The organism is Mesorhizobium sp. WSM4832 (assembly GCF_055811115.1).
Genome location: NZ_JBVVQH010000012.1, coordinates 133,522 through 147,323, shown reverse-complemented (window position 1 = coordinate 147,323; position 13,802 = coordinate 133,522). Strand labels below are relative to the sequence as shown.

General features: G+C 64.8%; 14 protein-coding genes. 7 read left to right on the top strand and 7 right to left on the bottom strand.

What is annotated here, in order from left to right; translation table 11 throughout:
* Positions 1 to 122: 122 nt before the first annotated feature.
* The 5 genes from AC0L2L_RS18400 to hutI are packed head-to-tail and all read right to left on the bottom strand — an operon-like array spanning position 123 to position 5,999.
* Complete coding sequence (locus tag AC0L2L_RS18400; RefSeq protein ID WP_473579983.1) at positions 123 to 710, bottom strand: HutD/Ves family protein; 588 nt, start codon at positions 708 to 710, stop codon at positions 123 to 125.
* A gap of 4 nt (positions 711 to 714) precedes the next feature.
* A complete protein-coding gene (gene hutU / locus AC0L2L_RS18395; protein ID WP_473579982.1) occupies positions 715 to 2,388 on the bottom strand; it encodes a urocanate hydratase in 1,674 nt (557 codons plus the stop codon).
* A 25-nt stretch (positions 2,389 to 2,413) separates the two neighbouring features.
* Positions 2,414 to 3,235: an N-formylglutamate deformylase gene (hutG, locus tag AC0L2L_RS18390; RefSeq protein ID WP_473579981.1), complete on the bottom strand. Its 822-nt coding sequence runs from the start codon at positions 3,233 to 3,235 to the stop codon at positions 2,414 to 2,416.
* Positions 3,232 to 4,773 (bottom strand): histidine ammonia-lyase, encoded by a 1,542-nt coding sequence (gene hutH / locus AC0L2L_RS18385; protein WP_473579980.1) that lies wholly within the window; start codon positions 4,771 to 4,773, stop codon positions 3,232 to 3,234. The genes hutG and hutH overlap by 4 nt, the downstream gene beginning before the upstream one ends.
* A complete protein-coding gene (gene hutI, locus AC0L2L_RS18380; RefSeq protein ID WP_473579979.1) occupies positions 4,770 to 5,999 on the bottom strand; it encodes an imidazolonepropionase in 1,230 nt (409 codons plus the stop codon). Before hutI ends, hutH begins: the two co-directional genes overlap by 4 nt.
* 97 nt (positions 6,000 to 6,096) lie before the next feature.
* Here hutI and AC0L2L_RS18375 point away from each other — a divergent pair, with 97 nt between their 5' ends.
* Both AC0L2L_RS18375 and hutC read left to right on the top strand, forming a co-directional pair.
* A complete protein-coding gene (locus AC0L2L_RS18375; RefSeq protein WP_473579978.1) occupies positions 6,097 to 7,452 on the top strand; it encodes a formimidoylglutamate deiminase in 1,356 nt (451 codons plus the stop codon).
* Between the two features lie 13 nt (positions 7,453 to 7,465).
* A complete protein-coding gene (gene hutC, locus AC0L2L_RS18370) occupies positions 7,466 to 8,212 on the top strand; it encodes a histidine utilization repressor (RefSeq protein WP_473579977.1) in 747 nt (248 codons plus the stop codon).
* 45 nt (positions 8,213 to 8,257) lie between these two features.
* Here hutC and AC0L2L_RS18365 read toward each other — a convergent pair whose 3' ends face one another.
* Entirely contained in the window at positions 8,258 to 8,602 is a 345-nt protein-coding gene (locus tag AC0L2L_RS18365; protein WP_473579976.1) for a RidA family protein, read from the bottom strand.
* Positions 8,603 to 8,824: 222 nt separating this feature from the next.
* Here AC0L2L_RS18365 and aztA point away from each other — a divergent pair, with 222 nt between their 5' ends.
* The 4 genes from aztA (at position 8,825) to AC0L2L_RS18345 (ending at position 11,973) form a co-directional block, all read left to right on the top strand.
* The gene (gene aztA / locus AC0L2L_RS18360; protein WP_473579975.1) at positions 8,825 to 9,640 is read left to right on the top strand and encodes a zinc ABC transporter ATP-binding protein AztA; all 816 of its coding nucleotides are present in this window, start codon (positions 8,825 to 8,827) and stop codon (positions 9,638 to 9,640) included.
* Positions 9,640 to 10,515 carry a zinc ABC transporter permease AztB gene (aztB, locus tag AC0L2L_RS18355; protein WP_027168037.1) on the top strand — a complete coding sequence of 292 codons (876 nt, stop codon included), beginning with the start codon at positions 9,640 to 9,642 and terminating at the stop codon, positions 10,513 to 10,515. The genes aztA and aztB overlap by 1 nt, the downstream gene beginning before the upstream one ends.
* A gap of 29 nt (positions 10,516 to 10,544) precedes the next feature.
* Positions 10,545 to 11,486, top strand: coding sequence for a zinc ABC transporter substrate-binding protein AztC (aztC, locus tag AC0L2L_RS18350; RefSeq protein ID WP_473579974.1), 942 nt, complete (start codon positions 10,545 to 10,547; stop codon positions 11,484 to 11,486).
* A gap of 148 nt (positions 11,487 to 11,634) precedes the next feature.
* The gene (locus AC0L2L_RS18345) at positions 11,635 to 11,973 is read left to right on the top strand and encodes a protein tyrosine phosphatase family protein (protein ID WP_473579973.1); all 339 of its coding nucleotides are present in this window, start codon (positions 11,635 to 11,637) and stop codon (positions 11,971 to 11,973) included.
* 85 nt (positions 11,974 to 12,058) lie between these two features.
* Here AC0L2L_RS18345 and AC0L2L_RS18340 read toward each other — a convergent pair whose 3' ends face one another.
* Positions 12,059 to 12,526 (bottom strand): Lrp/AsnC family transcriptional regulator, encoded by a 468-nt coding sequence (locus tag AC0L2L_RS18340; RefSeq protein ID WP_473579972.1) that lies wholly within the window; start codon positions 12,524 to 12,526, stop codon positions 12,059 to 12,061.
* Positions 12,527 to 12,665: 139 nt separating this feature from the next.
* Between AC0L2L_RS18340 and hppD the strand changes: the two genes are divergently transcribed.
* A complete protein-coding gene (gene hppD, locus AC0L2L_RS18335) occupies positions 12,666 to 13,781 on the top strand; it encodes a 4-hydroxyphenylpyruvate dioxygenase (RefSeq protein ID WP_473579971.1) in 1,116 nt (371 codons plus the stop codon).
* Positions 13,782 to 13,802: the final 21 nt, after the last annotated feature.

Here is a 13,802-nt window from a genome sequence, read left to right as displayed (position 1 = left end):
GGCGAACGCCCCTCGCTCTCCGCCCCCGGTTGGATCAGGGCAAGGATTCGGGCTTTTTCGTGATACATGCAAGGGGCCGGGCGATAATTCGCCCGAGCAGCGATCATGTTTGGCAACAGCCGTTAATGGTTAGCGGCGAGGCGGTGCAGCTCGATCACGAAAAGCAGGCCCTGCCCCTTGGGTTGAAGCCGCAATTCCTGGCCGCCCCGATCGAGGATCAGCGTATCGAGCGGTCCGAGGCTCGGCGCATCGTCCGTGGACAGCGTGACGCCGCCGTCGACGGCAAAAACGAGCGTGATGTCGGCCTGCGGCGTAAGGCGAAACTCGCCGGAGAACACCCTGCGCTCGACCTTATGGGCCATGCGGCCACGGCGGGTCATGACGTTGAGGTCGGTGATCGGACCGCCGATCAGCGCCGCACCGGTCGGCACGTCGCCCGGAAAGGCGAGCGGCACTGAGGCCGCGGTCAGCCGCGCCGACGGCCGGCCGGCGATGTCGAGGACAATCCCCTCGCCTTCCAGCACCGACAGCGTGCGGTCGATGCCGGCGAAGCTGGAGAACGGCCCGCTGGTTTCGACGCGGGCCATCGAGACGCGCCATTCGAAATCTTCGAGCCCGGCGCCGTCGGGCGAGACGGCGATCTCGGTGGTCGTGCCGCCGCCATTCTTCCACGGCATGACGCGGTAGCCGGCGGCACGAAGGATGCGCATCGTTTTAGCCCAGAATGCCCGGCAGGTTGAGCTGGTGCTCTTTCGCGCAGTCAATCGCGATGTCGTAGCCGGCGTCGGCATGGCGCATGACGCCGGTCGCCGGATCGTTCCATAAGACGCGCTCCAGGCGCTTTGCCGCGTCAGCCGTGCCGTCGGCGACGATGACCATGCCGGCATGCTGCGAGAAGCCCATGCCGACGCCGCCGCCATGGTGCAGCGACACCCAGGTGGCGCCCGACGCGGTGTTGAGCAGCGCGTTGAGCAGCGGCCAGTCGGAAACGGCGTCGGAACCGTCCTTCATCGCCTCGGTCTCGCGGTTCGGCGAGGCGACCGAGCCGGAATCGAGATGGTCGCGGCCGATGACGACAGGCGCCTTGAGCTCGCCCTTGGCCACCATTTCGTTGAAGGCGAGGCCGAGCCGGTGGCGGTCGCCGAGGCCGACCCAGCAGATGCGCGCCGGCAGGCCCTGGAACGAGATGCGCTCGCGCGCCATGTCGAGCCAGTTGTGCAGATGGGTGTTGCCGGGGGTGAGCTCGCGCACCTTGGCGTCGGTCTTGTAGATGTCTTCCGGATCGCCGGAGAGTGCTGCCCAGCGGAACGGGCCGATGCCGCGGCAGAACAACGGCCGGATATAGGCCGGCACGAAACCCGGAAAGGCAAAGGCGTTCTCGAAGCCTTCGTCCTTGGCGACCTGGCGGATGTTGTTGCCGTAGTCGAGCGTCGGCACGCCGGCGTTCCAGAACGCCACCATCGCCTCGACATGCTCGCGCATCGAGGCGCGGGCAGCCTTTTCGACGGCCTTCGGATCCGAGCTGCGCTTCTCGCGCCACTCGGCCATGGTCCAGCCCTTGGGCAGATAGCCGTTGATGGGGTCGTGCGCCGAGGTCTGGTCGGTGACCATATCCGGGCGGATGCCGCGCCTGAACATCTCCGGCACGATCTCGGCCGCGTTGCCGAGCAGGCCGACCGACTTCGCCTCGCCGGCCTTGGTCCAGCGCTCGATCATTGCCATCGCCTCGTCGAGCGTCTCGGCCTTCTCGTCGAGATAGCGGGTGCGCAGGCGGAAATCGATCGAATCCGGGTTGCATTCGATGGCGAGGCAGCAAGCGCCGGCCATGACGGCGGCCAGAGGCTGGGCGCCGCCCATGCCGCCGAGGCCGCCGGTCAGGATCCACCTGCCCTTGAGGTTGCCGTGGTAGTGCTGGCGGCCCGCCTCGACGAAAGTCTCATAGGTGCCCTGAACGATGCCTTGCGTGCCGATGTAGATCCAGGAGCCGGCCGTCATCTGGCCGTACATCATCAGGCCCTTCTTATCGAGCTCGTTGAACTTCTCCCAGGTCGCCCAATGCGGCACGATGTTGGAGTTGGCGATGAGCACGCGCGGGGCGTTGGCATGGGTTTTGAAGACGCCGACCGGCTTGCCCGACTGCACCAGCAGCGTCTCGTCCTCGCCCAGCGTCTTCAGCGAAGCGACGATGCGGTCGAAATCGTTCCAGGTGCGCGCCGCCCTGCCGATGCCGCCATAGACGACCAGCTCGTTCGGGTTCTCGGCGACCTCCGGATCGAGGTTGTTCATCAGCATGCGCAGCGGCGCCTCTGTCGTCCAATAGCGGGCATTGAGCTTGTCGCCGCGGGGGCTGCGCACTTCGCGGATGTTGTGGCGGGGATCGTTCATCATTGTCCCTTTCGAATAGGGCGGCGCGTCAGCGCCCGGCCCATTCAATGGCGGTTTCGAGGATGGTCTTCAGCGTGGCGCGGATCGGCGCGGCATAGGTCTCGTCATAGGGCACCGGCCAGCTCTCGGGCGTGCCCTTCCCGGCCGGCTCGCGCATGTAACCGCGATTGGAGAGCTCCATCTGCAGCGCGTGGACGCCGTTCCCGGGTTGGCCGAAGCTGCGGGTGATCCAGCCGCCCTTGAAGCGGCCGTTGACCACCCAGGTCTCGCCGGTCGCGGCGAGGATCGTGGATACCTTCTCCTGCAGCACCGGATCGGTGCTCTTGCCGTCATTGGTGCCGAGGTTGAAGACCGGCAGCGTGCCTTCGAACAGGCGCGGCAGGACAGAGCGGATCGAATGGCAATCATAGAGCACGATCTTTTCGTGCATGCCGCGCAGCCGGTCGATCTCGGCCTGCAGGGCAGCGTGGTAGGGCACGAAATAGGTTTCGCGGCGCTGGTCGATCTCGGACGGCGTCGGCTCCTCGCCCATGCGGTAGAGCGGATCGCCGTCGAAAGTCTCGGTGGGGCAGAGACCGGTCGTGGTTTGACCGGGATAGAGCGAGACGCCGGACGGATCGCGGTTGACGTCGATGACGGTGCGCGAGATGGCGGTGTGCACGACGGTCGCGTCGAGCCCGGCGGCGAAATCATAGAGCTTGTCGATCCACCAGTCGCAGTCGCGGCGCCCCAGCCAGGTCGAGACCAACCGGGAGTCGAGGCCGGCAAGGTCGATGCCGGTGTGCGGGATCGAGACCAGCAAGGGGGCGGTGCCGCGGGTGACGGTGAGCCAGGATGGCGTGACCATCATGCCGCTCCCGCAATCGACGGCAACGCCACCGCACTCGCCGCCTTCACCGCGGCGCCGCTGCGCACCATGGCGATTGCCTTTTCCATGTCGGGATGGAAATGCCGATCGTTGTCGAGATGCGGCACCTCGGCCCGAACCAGCTTGCGCACGGCTTCCAGAGCTTCGCTGGACGCAAGCGGCTGGTGGAAATCGCAGCCTTGGGCCGCGGCCAGCAACTCGATGCCGATGACGGCGGTCGCATTCTCGATCATGCCGAGCAGCCGGCGCGCGCCGTGTGCCGCCATCGAGACATGGTCTTCCTGGTTGGCCGAAGTCGGGATCGAATCGACGCTCGCCGGGTAAGCCTTCTGCTTGTTTTCCGAAACGAGGGCCGCCGCCGTCACCTGGGGAATCATGAAGCCGGAATTCAGGCCGGGCTTCGGCGTCAGGAAGGCAGGCATGCCGGACAGCGCGGGATCGACCAGCATGGCGATGCGCCGTTCCGACAGCGAGCCGATCTCGCAGACCGCAAGCGCGATCATGTCGGCGGCGAAAGCCACCGGCTCGGCGTGGAAATTGCCGCCCGAAAGTGCTGAGTCGTCCTCGGCGAAGATCAGCGGATTGTCGGTGACGCCGTTGGCCTCGGTCTCGAGCGTATCGGCAGCCTTGCGCAGCACGTCGAGCGCCGCGCCCATCACCTGCGGCTGGCAGCGCAGGCAATACGGATCCTGCACGCGCTCGTCGCCGACGCGGTGCGATTCGCGGATGGCGCTGCCGGCCATCAGATTGCGCAGCGCGTCCGCCGTCTCGATCTGGCCGCGATGTTTCCTCAAAAGATGGATGCGCGGATCGAAGGGCGCGTCGGAGCCCTTGGCGGCGTCGGTCGACAGCGCGCCGGCAACCAGCGCCGACTGGTAGAGCACCTCGGCCTCGAACAGGCCGGCGAGCGCGAAGGCGGTCGAGAACTGGGTGCCGTTGAGCAGCGCCAAGCCTTCCTTGGCGCCGAGCGTCACCGGCTCAAGCCCATGCGAGACGAAGGCCACCTTGGCCGGGAAACGGCCATGCGGCGTGAAACACTCGCCGACGCCGATCATGACGGCCGTCATATGCGAAAGCGGCGCGAGGTCTCCGGAAGCGCCGACCGAACCTTGCGCCGGCACGACGGGGATGACGTCGTTGGCGAGCATGGCTTGCAGCAGTTCGATGGTCTGAGGCCGCACGCCGGACGCGCCCTGGGCGAGGCTGGCGAGCTTCAGCGCCATCATCAGCCGCACCACCGCGACCGGCATCGGCTCGCCGACGCCGGCGGCATGCGAAAGCACGATGTTGCGTTGAAGCGTTTCGAGATCGTCAGCCGGGATACGGACGCTGGCGAGCTTACCGAAGCCGGTGTTGATGCCATAGACCGGCTCGCCCTTGGCGACGATGCGGGCAACCGCTTCGGCACTCGCCTTGATCTTCGGCCGGCAGGCTTCGTCCAGCCTCGGCATGACGCCGCGATAGATGGCGCGCCAGTCGGCAAGCGTCGCGCTGCCGGGCTTCAGGGTAAGTTCGGTCATTGTCCTCTCCAGATACGGGCATGGAGCGGGTTGAAGCCCATGCGGTAGACGAGTTCGGCCGGGCGCTCGATGTCCCAGATGGCGAGGTCGGCCGATTTGCCGGCTTCCAGCGTGCCTGTGCTATCGAGCAGACCAAGCGCGCGCGCCGCTTCGCGGGTGACGCCGGCCAGGCATTCGTCGACAGTCATGCCAAAGAGCGTCGCGGCCATGTTCATGGTGAGCAGCAGCGAGGTGAGCGGCGAGGTGCCGGGATTGCTGTCGGTGGCGACAGCCATCTTCACGCCGTGGCGGCGGAACAGATCGACCGGCGGCTTCTTCGTCTCGCGGATGAAGTAATAGGCACCGGGCAGGATGGTCGCCACGGTGCCGGCCTTGGCCATCGCTTCGGCGCCTTCCTCGTCCGTGTATTCGAGATGGTCGGCCGACAGCGCGCCATAACGCGCGGCAAGTGCTGCGCCATGCAGATTGGAAAGCTGGTCGGCGTGGAGTTTTACGGGCAGACCCAGCGCTTTGGCCTTGTCGAAGACGCGCGCCATCTGTTCCGGCGAGAAGGCAATGCCCTCGCAAAAACCGTCGACAGCGTCGGCGAGCTTTTCGGCGGCGACCTGCGGCAGGATCGTGCCGGCGACGAGGTCGATGAACGCATCCTTGTCGCCCTTGGCTTCCGGCGGCAGGGCGTGGGCGGCCAGACAGGTGGCGCGGACCGTGACGGGACGCTCGGAGGCCAGACGGCGGGCGGCGCGCAGCGACTTCTTCTCATTGTCGGCATCGAGGCCGTAGCCCGATTTGACCTCGACGGTGGTGACGCCTTCAGCCATCAGCGCATCGAGACGTGGCAGCGTCTGGGCTACCAGCTCGTCTTCGCTGGCAGTGCGCAGCGACTTGACCGAGGACACGATGCCGCCCCCGGCGCGGGCCACTTCTTCGTAAGTAGCGCCGGCCAGCCGCATCTCGAATTCGTTGGCGCGGTTACCGGCATAGACAAGATGGGTATGGCAGTCGATCAGGCCGGGCGTGATCCAGCGGCCCGCGCAATCGACGACCTCGGCGCCCTGCCCGACTGAGGCCGGCATATCGGCCTCAGGACCGGCATAGGTAATGATCCCGTCGCGTGCGGCGACCGCGCCTTTCTCGACGATACCGAGACCGGCCGCGCCGTCGGCCATGGTCGCCAGACGCGCATTGCGCCAGACCCGAAGGCCGCTCTTCTTGCTTGCTCCACCCATCATCTTTTCCATTTGAAAGGATGACGATTATGTATATACATATTGAAACGCGACGCAAGTGCTATCGTCGCCCGCGCATCGAGATTTGGAGGGCCAAGTGACGGCGATCTTTGCGGAACAGGCGCTGCTGCCCGGCGGCTGGCAGGGCAATGTGAGGATCTCCTTCGATGGCGGCCGCATCGCCGCAGTAGAGGCCGGCGCTTCCGCGCAAGCCGGCGACGAGCGCCATGCCATCGTCGTGCCCGGCATGCCAAATCTGCACAGCCACGCCTTCCAGCGCGGCATGGCGGGCCTCGCCGAATTGCGCGGTCCTTCGGCGGACAGTTTCTGGAGCTGGCGCGAGGTGATGTACCGCTTCGCGCTGTCGATGACGCCCGACCAGGTCGAGGCGGTCGCGGCGCAGCTTTATGTCGAAATGCTGGAGGCCGGCTTCTCGCGCGTCGGCGAGTTCCACTATCTGCATCATGACCGCGACGGACAGCCTTACGCCAATATCGCCGAGATGGCCGAGCGGGTCGCGGCTGCCGCCGCCGACACCGGCATCGGCCTGACGCTGCTGCCGGTTTTTTACGCTCATTCGTCCTTCGGGGGTGCCGCGCCAAACGAAGGCCAGCGGCGATTCATCAATGATGTCGAGCGTTTCGGGCGCCTGCTTGAGAAAAGCCGCGAGGCTGTTCGTTCGCTGGAGCAGGCTGTCGTCGGCGTCGCGCCGCATAGCCTGCGCGCCGCAACGCCGGACGAACTCAATGCAGTCGCCGCTATGGCGCCGGACGGGCCGGTCCATATCCATGTCGCCGAGCAGGTAAAGGAAGTCGAGGACTGCGTCGCCTGGTCGGGCAAGCGTCCAGTCGAGTTCCTGCTTGGCCAGGCATCAGTGGATAAGCGCTGGTGCTTGATCCACGCCACGCACATGACCGAGGCCGAGACGACCGCCATGGCCCGGACCGGCGCGATCGCCGGGCTCTGCCCGATCACCGAGGCCAATCTTGGCGACGGCACTTTCGCGGCCCCCTTGTTCATCCAGCATGGCGGGCGCTTCGGCGTCGGCTCCGATTCAAATGTGCTGATCGGTCTGCCGGACGAGCTGAGGCAACTCGAATATTCGCAGCGCCTCGCCCACCGCGCCCGCAACGTCATGGCGCGCGCCGGCGGTTCGACGGGGCGCGCGCTGTTCGACGCTTCGCTCGACGGCGGCAGCCAGGCGCTCGGCGCCGGCCCGTCGCGGATTGCCGCAGGCGGTCCGGCCGATTTCGTCTCGCTCGACCAAAACCATCCCTCGCTGGCCGGCAAGACGGGCGATGCGATCCTCGACGCCTGGATTTTTGCCAATGGCAGCAGGGTCGATTGCGTCTGGGTGCATGGCAAGAGGCAGGTCAGCCGGGGCAGGCATGCCAAGCGCGAGGCGGTTGCCGCGCGGTTCCGTGAAGTCATGACCGCATTGTCGCAGGGCTGAACAGGAACATCCGATGAGCCTTGTCGAGGCAGATGACATCGAGGGCGGCGAGAGCGTCTCGCTGCACCAGCGGATCCTGTCCGACATCCGCGAAAAGATCCTGTCAGGCGCCTGGGCGCCGGGCCATCGCATTCCCTTCGAGCACGAACTGACGGCTCACTATAATTGCTCGCGCATGACGGTGAACAAGGCGCTTTCGCAGCTCGCCAAGGCCGGATTGATCGAGCGCCGCCGCCGTTCCGGCAGTTTCGTACGCCAGCCGCAATCGCAGGCGGCGGTGCTCGAACTGCATGACATCAGGATCGAGGTCGAGGCGCTCGGCCTGCCCTATCGCTATGAGCGGCTGGAGCGGCTGAGACGGCGCAGCAGCGCCGAGGATCGTTCGCTGCTCGGGCTTTCCGCACCGGGTCCGGTGCTCGCGCTCGAAGGCCTGCATTTTGCCGGCGAACGGCCATTCGCGCTCGAGCAGCGGCTGATCAACCTTTCAGCCGTGGCCGAGGCTGCCGAGGAAGAGTTTCTCGATATCGCTCCAGGCCCCTGGCTGATCGGCCGCGTGCCTTGGAGCGAGGCCGAGCACCGCATCCGCGCCATGGCCGCCGACGACACCATCGCCGATGCGCTCGACATCGACGCGAGCGCGCCCTGCCTGGTGGTCGAGCGCCGCACCTGGAGCGCCGAGCATCCGGTGACGCATGTGCGGTTTGTCTATCCGGCGGAAAGCCACACGCTGGTGGCGCGGTTCACGCCGTCGCAGGGATGAGTGATCTCCCCCCTTGTGGGGGAGATTGGCAGCTGCAACGCCGCCTTACAGCGCCGCCGTAACAATAATCTCGACCAGATATTCCGGGCCGGCGAGCTTGGCTTCGCCGGTGGCGCGGGCCGGGGTGTGGCCCTGCGGCACCCATTTGTCCCATTCCGAGTTCATCTCGGCGAAGGTGCCCATGTCGGCCAGCCAGATGATTGTCTGCACGATCTTGGTCTTGTCGGTGCCGGCCTTGGCCAGCAATTCGTCGATGGTCTTGAGAATGTCGCGCGTCTGCGAGGCGACGTTGCCGCCGGGCTCGCCGACCTGGCCGGCCAGATAGACGGTGTTGCCGTGGATGACGATCTGGCTCATGCGCGGGCCGACATCGATGCGACGAATGCTCATTCGAGAGGTTCCTTCTTTTCAGCGTCGCGCCTGTTTAGAGTCCATGCCGGCTTGGAGCAAGGCCGGCGGAGGTGAAACCAATTGAGCCAATCGTCTGATCCGCGCCCACCCGCATACACGGCGAGTTGAGCGGCGGTGACACAATTCCGCCGGACCGCCATGTTGACTAATGTAATAACATCACATATCGACGACACACTCGATTTCGCGGACCGACGCCTGATGACCAATGCCTGCCTGACCTTCCGCGACCTGACGCTTGGCTACAACAGCCATCCCGCCATCCATCACCTGAACGGCGTCGTCCGCAAAGGCTCGCTGACCGCGGTGGTCGGCGCCAACGGCTCGGGCAAGTCGACGTTGATGAAGGGCATTGTCGGGGTGCTCAAACCGATGGAAGGCGCGGTGGTCCGCATGCCTGGCGTGCGCGCTGCCTACCTGCCGCAGCAGTCGGAGCTCGACCGCAGCTTCCCGGCGCGGGTGGTCGACCTCGTCTCGCTCGGACTATGGCCGAAGCGCGGTATGCTCGGCCGCTACACCAGGGAAGACCGCGAGTCCGTCAGCAAGGCGCTGATGGCGGTCGGGCTGGGCGGCTTCGAGAAGCGGCCGATCGACACGCTGTCCGGCGGCCAGTTGCAGCGAACGCTGTTTGCCCGCGTGCTGCTGCAGGACGCCGACCTCATCCTGCTCGACGAGCCTTTCAATGCGGTCGACGCCAAGACGGTCGGCGACCTGATCCAATTGATCAAACGCTGGCATGGCGAGGAGCGCACGATCATGGTCGTGGTGCACGACCTCGATCTCGTGCGGCAGAATTTCCCGGAGACGCTGCTGCTTGCCCGCCAGCCGGTCGCCTGGGGAGACACAAAGGAAACGCTGCGGCCGGAAAACCTGCTCAAGGCGCGGCGCTTCCACGAGGCGTGGGAAGAGAACGCGCCATGGTGCGAGCCCGACGATCATGATCATGGCGACGGGCACGATCATGCTCACGATCACCACCACGACCATCAGCATGGCTCAGGACCGAGGGCGGCGTGATGGATTTCCTCTACGGCCTGTTCATCGCGCCCTTTGCCGACTTCGCTTTCATGCAGAGGGCACTGTTCGGCTCGCTGATGCTGTCGCTCGGCGCCTGCCCGGTCGGCGTCTTCCTGATGCTGCGGCGCATGAGCCTGTCGGGCGACGCCATGGCGCATGCCATCCTGCCGGGCGCCGCCGCCGGCTTCCTGCTCTATGGCCTCGAAATCCTGCCGATGACCGTCGGCGGGCTGATCGCCGGCATCATCGTGGCGCTCGGCGCGGGCGCCGTATCGCGCTTCACCATCCAGCGCGAGGACGCCTCGATGGCGGCCTTCTATCTCATCTCGCTTGCCGTTGGCGTGCTGATGGTGTCGATCCGCGGCTCCAGCGTCGATCTGATGCATGTGCTGTTCGGCACCGTGCTGGCGCTCAACAATGAGGCGCTCATCCTGATCGGCGGCATCGTGGTGGTGACACTCGCCAGCCTGGCCGTCTTCTGGCGCGCGCTGGTCGCCGAATGCCTCGATCCGCTGTTCCTGCGCTCGGTAAGCCGCATGGGCAGCCCGGTGCATTTCATCTTCCTCGGGCTGGTCGTGCTCAACCTCGTCGGCGGCTTCCAGGCGCTGGGCACGCTGCTCTCGGTCGGATTGATGATGCTGCCGGCGGCGGCCGCCCGCTTCTGGACGATGCGCGTCGAGCCGATGTGCGTGCTGGCGGTGCTGATCGGCTTTGCTTCCTGCATTGCGGGACTGCTTTTGTCCTATCATGCCTCGCTGCCCTCCGGCCCGGCCATCATCCTTTCGGCCGGCGTCGTCTATTTCTGCTCGATCCTGTTCGGCACGCGCGGCGTGCTGCGTGCCCGCATCGTGCATCACCGCCACCGGACCGCCTGATCCCCATCCCCAAGCAAGGAGACTGCCCAATGTTGAAATCCTTTCGTGCCGCCCTCGCAATGAGCGTTATAACATTAAGCGCCTTCGCGACATCATCGGCCTTCGCCGCGCCGCTGAAAGTGGTGGCGAGCTTCACCGTCATTGCCGACTTCGCGAAAAATGTCGGCGGCGACCGGGTCAACATCACCACCATCGTCGGGCCGGATGGCGACGCGCATGTCTATGAGCCGAGCCCGGCCGATGCCGTTGCGATGGCGGGTGCCGATATCGTGCTGGTCAACGGCCTGCATTTCGAAGGTTTTCTGCAGCGCCTGGTCGATGCCAGCGCCACCAAGGCATCGATCGTGACACTCACCAAGGGCGTGATGCCGATCGACTTCAAGCCGGAATTCGCCGATGCCGACGCGGCCGAGGGCGCGGATACCGCCGGCGGCAAGACGGTCACCGACCCGCATGCGTTCCAGTCGATCGCCAACGCCAAGATCTATGTGCAGAACATCGCCGACGCTTTTTGCACGGCCGACTCCGAAGGCTGCGACAGCTACAAGGCCAACGCCGCCGCCTACACCACCAAGCTCGATGCGCTGGAAGGCGAAGTGAAAGCGGCGATCCAGTCGATCCCCGAAGCCAAGCGCGTCGTCATCACCTCGCATGACGCCTTCGGCTATTTCGAGCACGCATACGGGCTGACGTTCCTGGCGCCGCAGGGCATCTCGACCGATTCCGAGCCATCGGCCGCCGACGTCGCCAAGCTGGTCGAGCAGGTCAAGCAGGACAAGGCGGCGGCGATCTTTGTCGAGAACATCACCAATCCGCGGCTGATCGAGCAGATCGCCGGCGAGACCGGCATTAAGGTCGGCGGCACGCTCTATTCGGATGCGCTGTCGCAGCCCGACGGCCCGGCCGCGACCTATATCGACATGATGCACAACAACATCACGCAGATCAAAGGCGCGATCCTGGGGAGCTGAGCGGTTCGGCATCCAACCGGGCCAGGATCGGCCCGGTTGGATTTTTCGATCGGAGATCGCTATTTGGCAGGGAATTCCTTCAATGCGGATTGCCGCCCCTCTTCCGGAGTGGCAAGACTGCCGCCAAAGAGATCGCGAGGACGACATCATGGAATACCGCCAGATCAGCGACGATTATTCGGTCTCCGGCCAGATCCAACCCGACGACATCGCCGCCATCAAGGACGCCGGCTTCAAAAGCGTGATCTGCAACAGGCCGAACGATGAGCAGCCGGGCCAACCCTCGGCCGAGAGCGTTCAGTCCGCAGCGGAAGCCGCAGGGCTTGCGTTTCGCTACATCCCGGTCATCAGCGGCCAGATCACCATGGACAATGTCGAGGACCAGGCCAAGGCACTCGATGAGCTCGAAGGCCCGGTGTTCGCCTATTGCCGGTCCGGCGCGCGCTGCACCAACCTTTATGGGCTGATCCAGCAGCAGAAGGGGTGACCGTTTTTAGGCTATGGAAGGCCATCAGTCGCGAATGCTGGTGTTCCTTCACACTCCTCCAGCATGTCCAAGAAATCCGCGAAAACTAAATCGGCAGCGCGCCGGTTTCCTTCAACGTCTCCAGCACGATCGCCGTCTTCACGTGCTGCACGGATTCGTGCGGCAGCAGAACACCGTTGACGAACTCCGACAGTGATTTGAGATCGGGCGTCACCACCTTCAGGATGTAGTCCATCTCGCCGGTCAGCGCATGCGCCTCCTGTACCTCGGGCAGGCGCGCCACCAGTTCGCCGAAGCGCCGCGCATTGTCGCGGTTGTGGGTGGCTAAAGTCACCGAGATGACGTTGACCAGCGAAAAGCCGAGACGATCGCGGTCGAGCACTGCTCGATAGCCTTTGATATAGCCGTCGTCCTCAAGCCGCTGGCGGCGGCGCGAGCATTGCGAGGGTGACAGGTTCACGCGCTCCGAAAGGTCGTTGTTGGTGTATCGCGCATCCTCCTGCAGAAGCGCCATTATCTTGCGGTCAAATTGGTCAACGCGCACGTCATTCATGGATTTTCCTCCATACCTGCACAACTTACGCACATCATGAGCATTTCAAGCGGTTGAATGCAAGCACCGTGCGATGCCCCCGCGCTATCATGGTGCAAGTTGGCCAGGCACGGCCGCAACAGCTTTTCGGAGGACTGCCATGGGCCCCTTCCCGCACGACGCACCGCCTGCGAAAATCAGCAAGCAAAACCCCGCCGGCACCGATGGTTTCGAGTTCGTTGAGTTCGCGCATTCGGAGCCCGAAAAACTCGCCGAACTCTTCACCCGCATGGGCTATGTCGCGGTGGCTAAGCACCGCAGCAAAGACATCACCGTCTGGCGGCAGGGCGACATCAACTATGTCGTCAATGCCGAGCCCGGCTCGCATGCGATGAAGTTCGTCGAAAAGCACGGCCCCTGCGCGGCCTCGATGGCCTGGCGCGTGGTCGATGCCAAGCACGCCTTCGACCATGCCGTGTCGAAAGGCGCCACGCCCTATGAAGGCACCGACAAGGCGCTCGACGTGCCGGCTATCGTCGGCATTGGCGGGTCGCTGCTCTATTTCATCGAAACCTATGGCGAGAAGGGCTCGGCCTATGACGCCGAGTTCGAGTGGCTGGGCGAGCGCGACCCAAAGCCCGAAGGCGTCGGCTTCTATTACCTCGACCACCTCACCCACAATGTCTATCGCGGCAACATGGACAAATGGTGGGATTTCTACCGCGACCTGTTCGGCTTCAAGCAGATCCATTTCTTCGACATCGACGGCAAGATCACCGGCCTGGTCAGCCGCGCCATCACCTCGCCCTGCGGCAAGATCCGCATTCCGCTGAACGAGTCCAAGGACGAGACCAGCCAGATCGCCGAGTATCTGAAGAAGTACAATGGCGAGGGCATCCAGCACATCGCCGTCGGTACCGACGCGATCTATGACGCCACCGACAAGCTCGCCGCCAACGGGCTGAAGTTCATGCCCGGCCCGCCCGACACTTATTATGAGATGTCGCACGAGCGCGTGAATGGCCACGACGAGCCGATCGAGCGCATGAAGAAGCACGGCATCCTCATCGACGGCGAAGGCGTCGTCGACGGCGGCACGACCAAGATCCTGCTGCAGATCTTTTCGAAGACTGTGATCGGGCCGATCTTCTTCGAGTTCATCCAGCGGAAGGGCGACGAAGGCTTTGGCGAAGGCAATTTCCGCGCGCTGTTCGAGTCGATCGAGCAGGACCAGATCAAGCGCGGCGTGATCAAGCTGGACGGCAAGGCGGCGTAACGCCGGGCCGGCTTGCGGCTC

Excerpts from the sequence above, each read along its gene's own strand:
- AC0L2L_RS18400 (WP_473579983.1), bottom strand. The coding sequence starts at position 710 with ATGCGCATCCTTCGTGCCGCCGGCTACCGCGTCATGCCGTGGAAGAAT.
- AC0L2L_RS18365 (WP_473579976.1), bottom strand. The coding sequence starts at position 8,602 with ATGAGCATTCGTCGCATCGATGTCGGCCCGCGCATGAGCCAGATCGTC.
- hutI (WP_473579979.1), bottom strand. The coding sequence starts at position 5,999 with ATGGGTGGAGCAAGCAAGAAGAGCGGCCTTCGGGTCTGGCGCAATGCG.
- hutC (WP_473579977.1), top strand. The coding sequence starts at position 7,466 with ATGAGCCTTGTCGAGGCAGATGACATCGAGGGCGGCGAGAGCGTCTCG.
- hutU (WP_473579982.1), bottom strand. The coding sequence starts at position 2,388 with ATGATGAACGATCCCCGCCACAACATCCGCGAAGTGCGCAGCCCCCGC.
- aztA (WP_473579975.1), top strand. The coding sequence starts at position 8,825 with ATGACCAATGCCTGCCTGACCTTCCGCGACCTGACGCTTGGCTACAAC.
- hppD (WP_473579971.1), top strand. The coding sequence starts at position 12,666 with ATGGGCCCCTTCCCGCACGACGCACCGCCTGCGAAAATCAGCAAGCAA.
- aztC (WP_473579974.1), top strand. The coding sequence starts at position 10,545 with ATGTTGAAATCCTTTCGTGCCGCCCTCGCAATGAGCGTTATAACATTA.
- AC0L2L_RS18340 (WP_473579972.1), bottom strand. The coding sequence starts at position 12,526 with ATGAATGACGTGCGCGTTGACCAATTTGACCGCAAGATAATGGCGCTT.
- hutH (WP_473579980.1), bottom strand. The coding sequence starts at position 4,773 with ATGACCGAACTTACCCTGAAGCCCGGCAGCGCGACGCTTGCCGACTGG.
- hutG (WP_473579981.1), bottom strand. The coding sequence starts at position 3,235 with ATGATGGTCACGCCATCCTGGCTCACCGTCACCCGCGGCACCGCCCCC.
- aztB (WP_027168037.1), top strand. The coding sequence starts at position 9,640 with ATGGATTTCCTCTACGGCCTGTTCATCGCGCCCTTTGCCGACTTCGCT.
- AC0L2L_RS18345 (WP_473579973.1), top strand. The coding sequence starts at position 11,635 with ATGGAATACCGCCAGATCAGCGACGATTATTCGGTCTCCGGCCAGATC.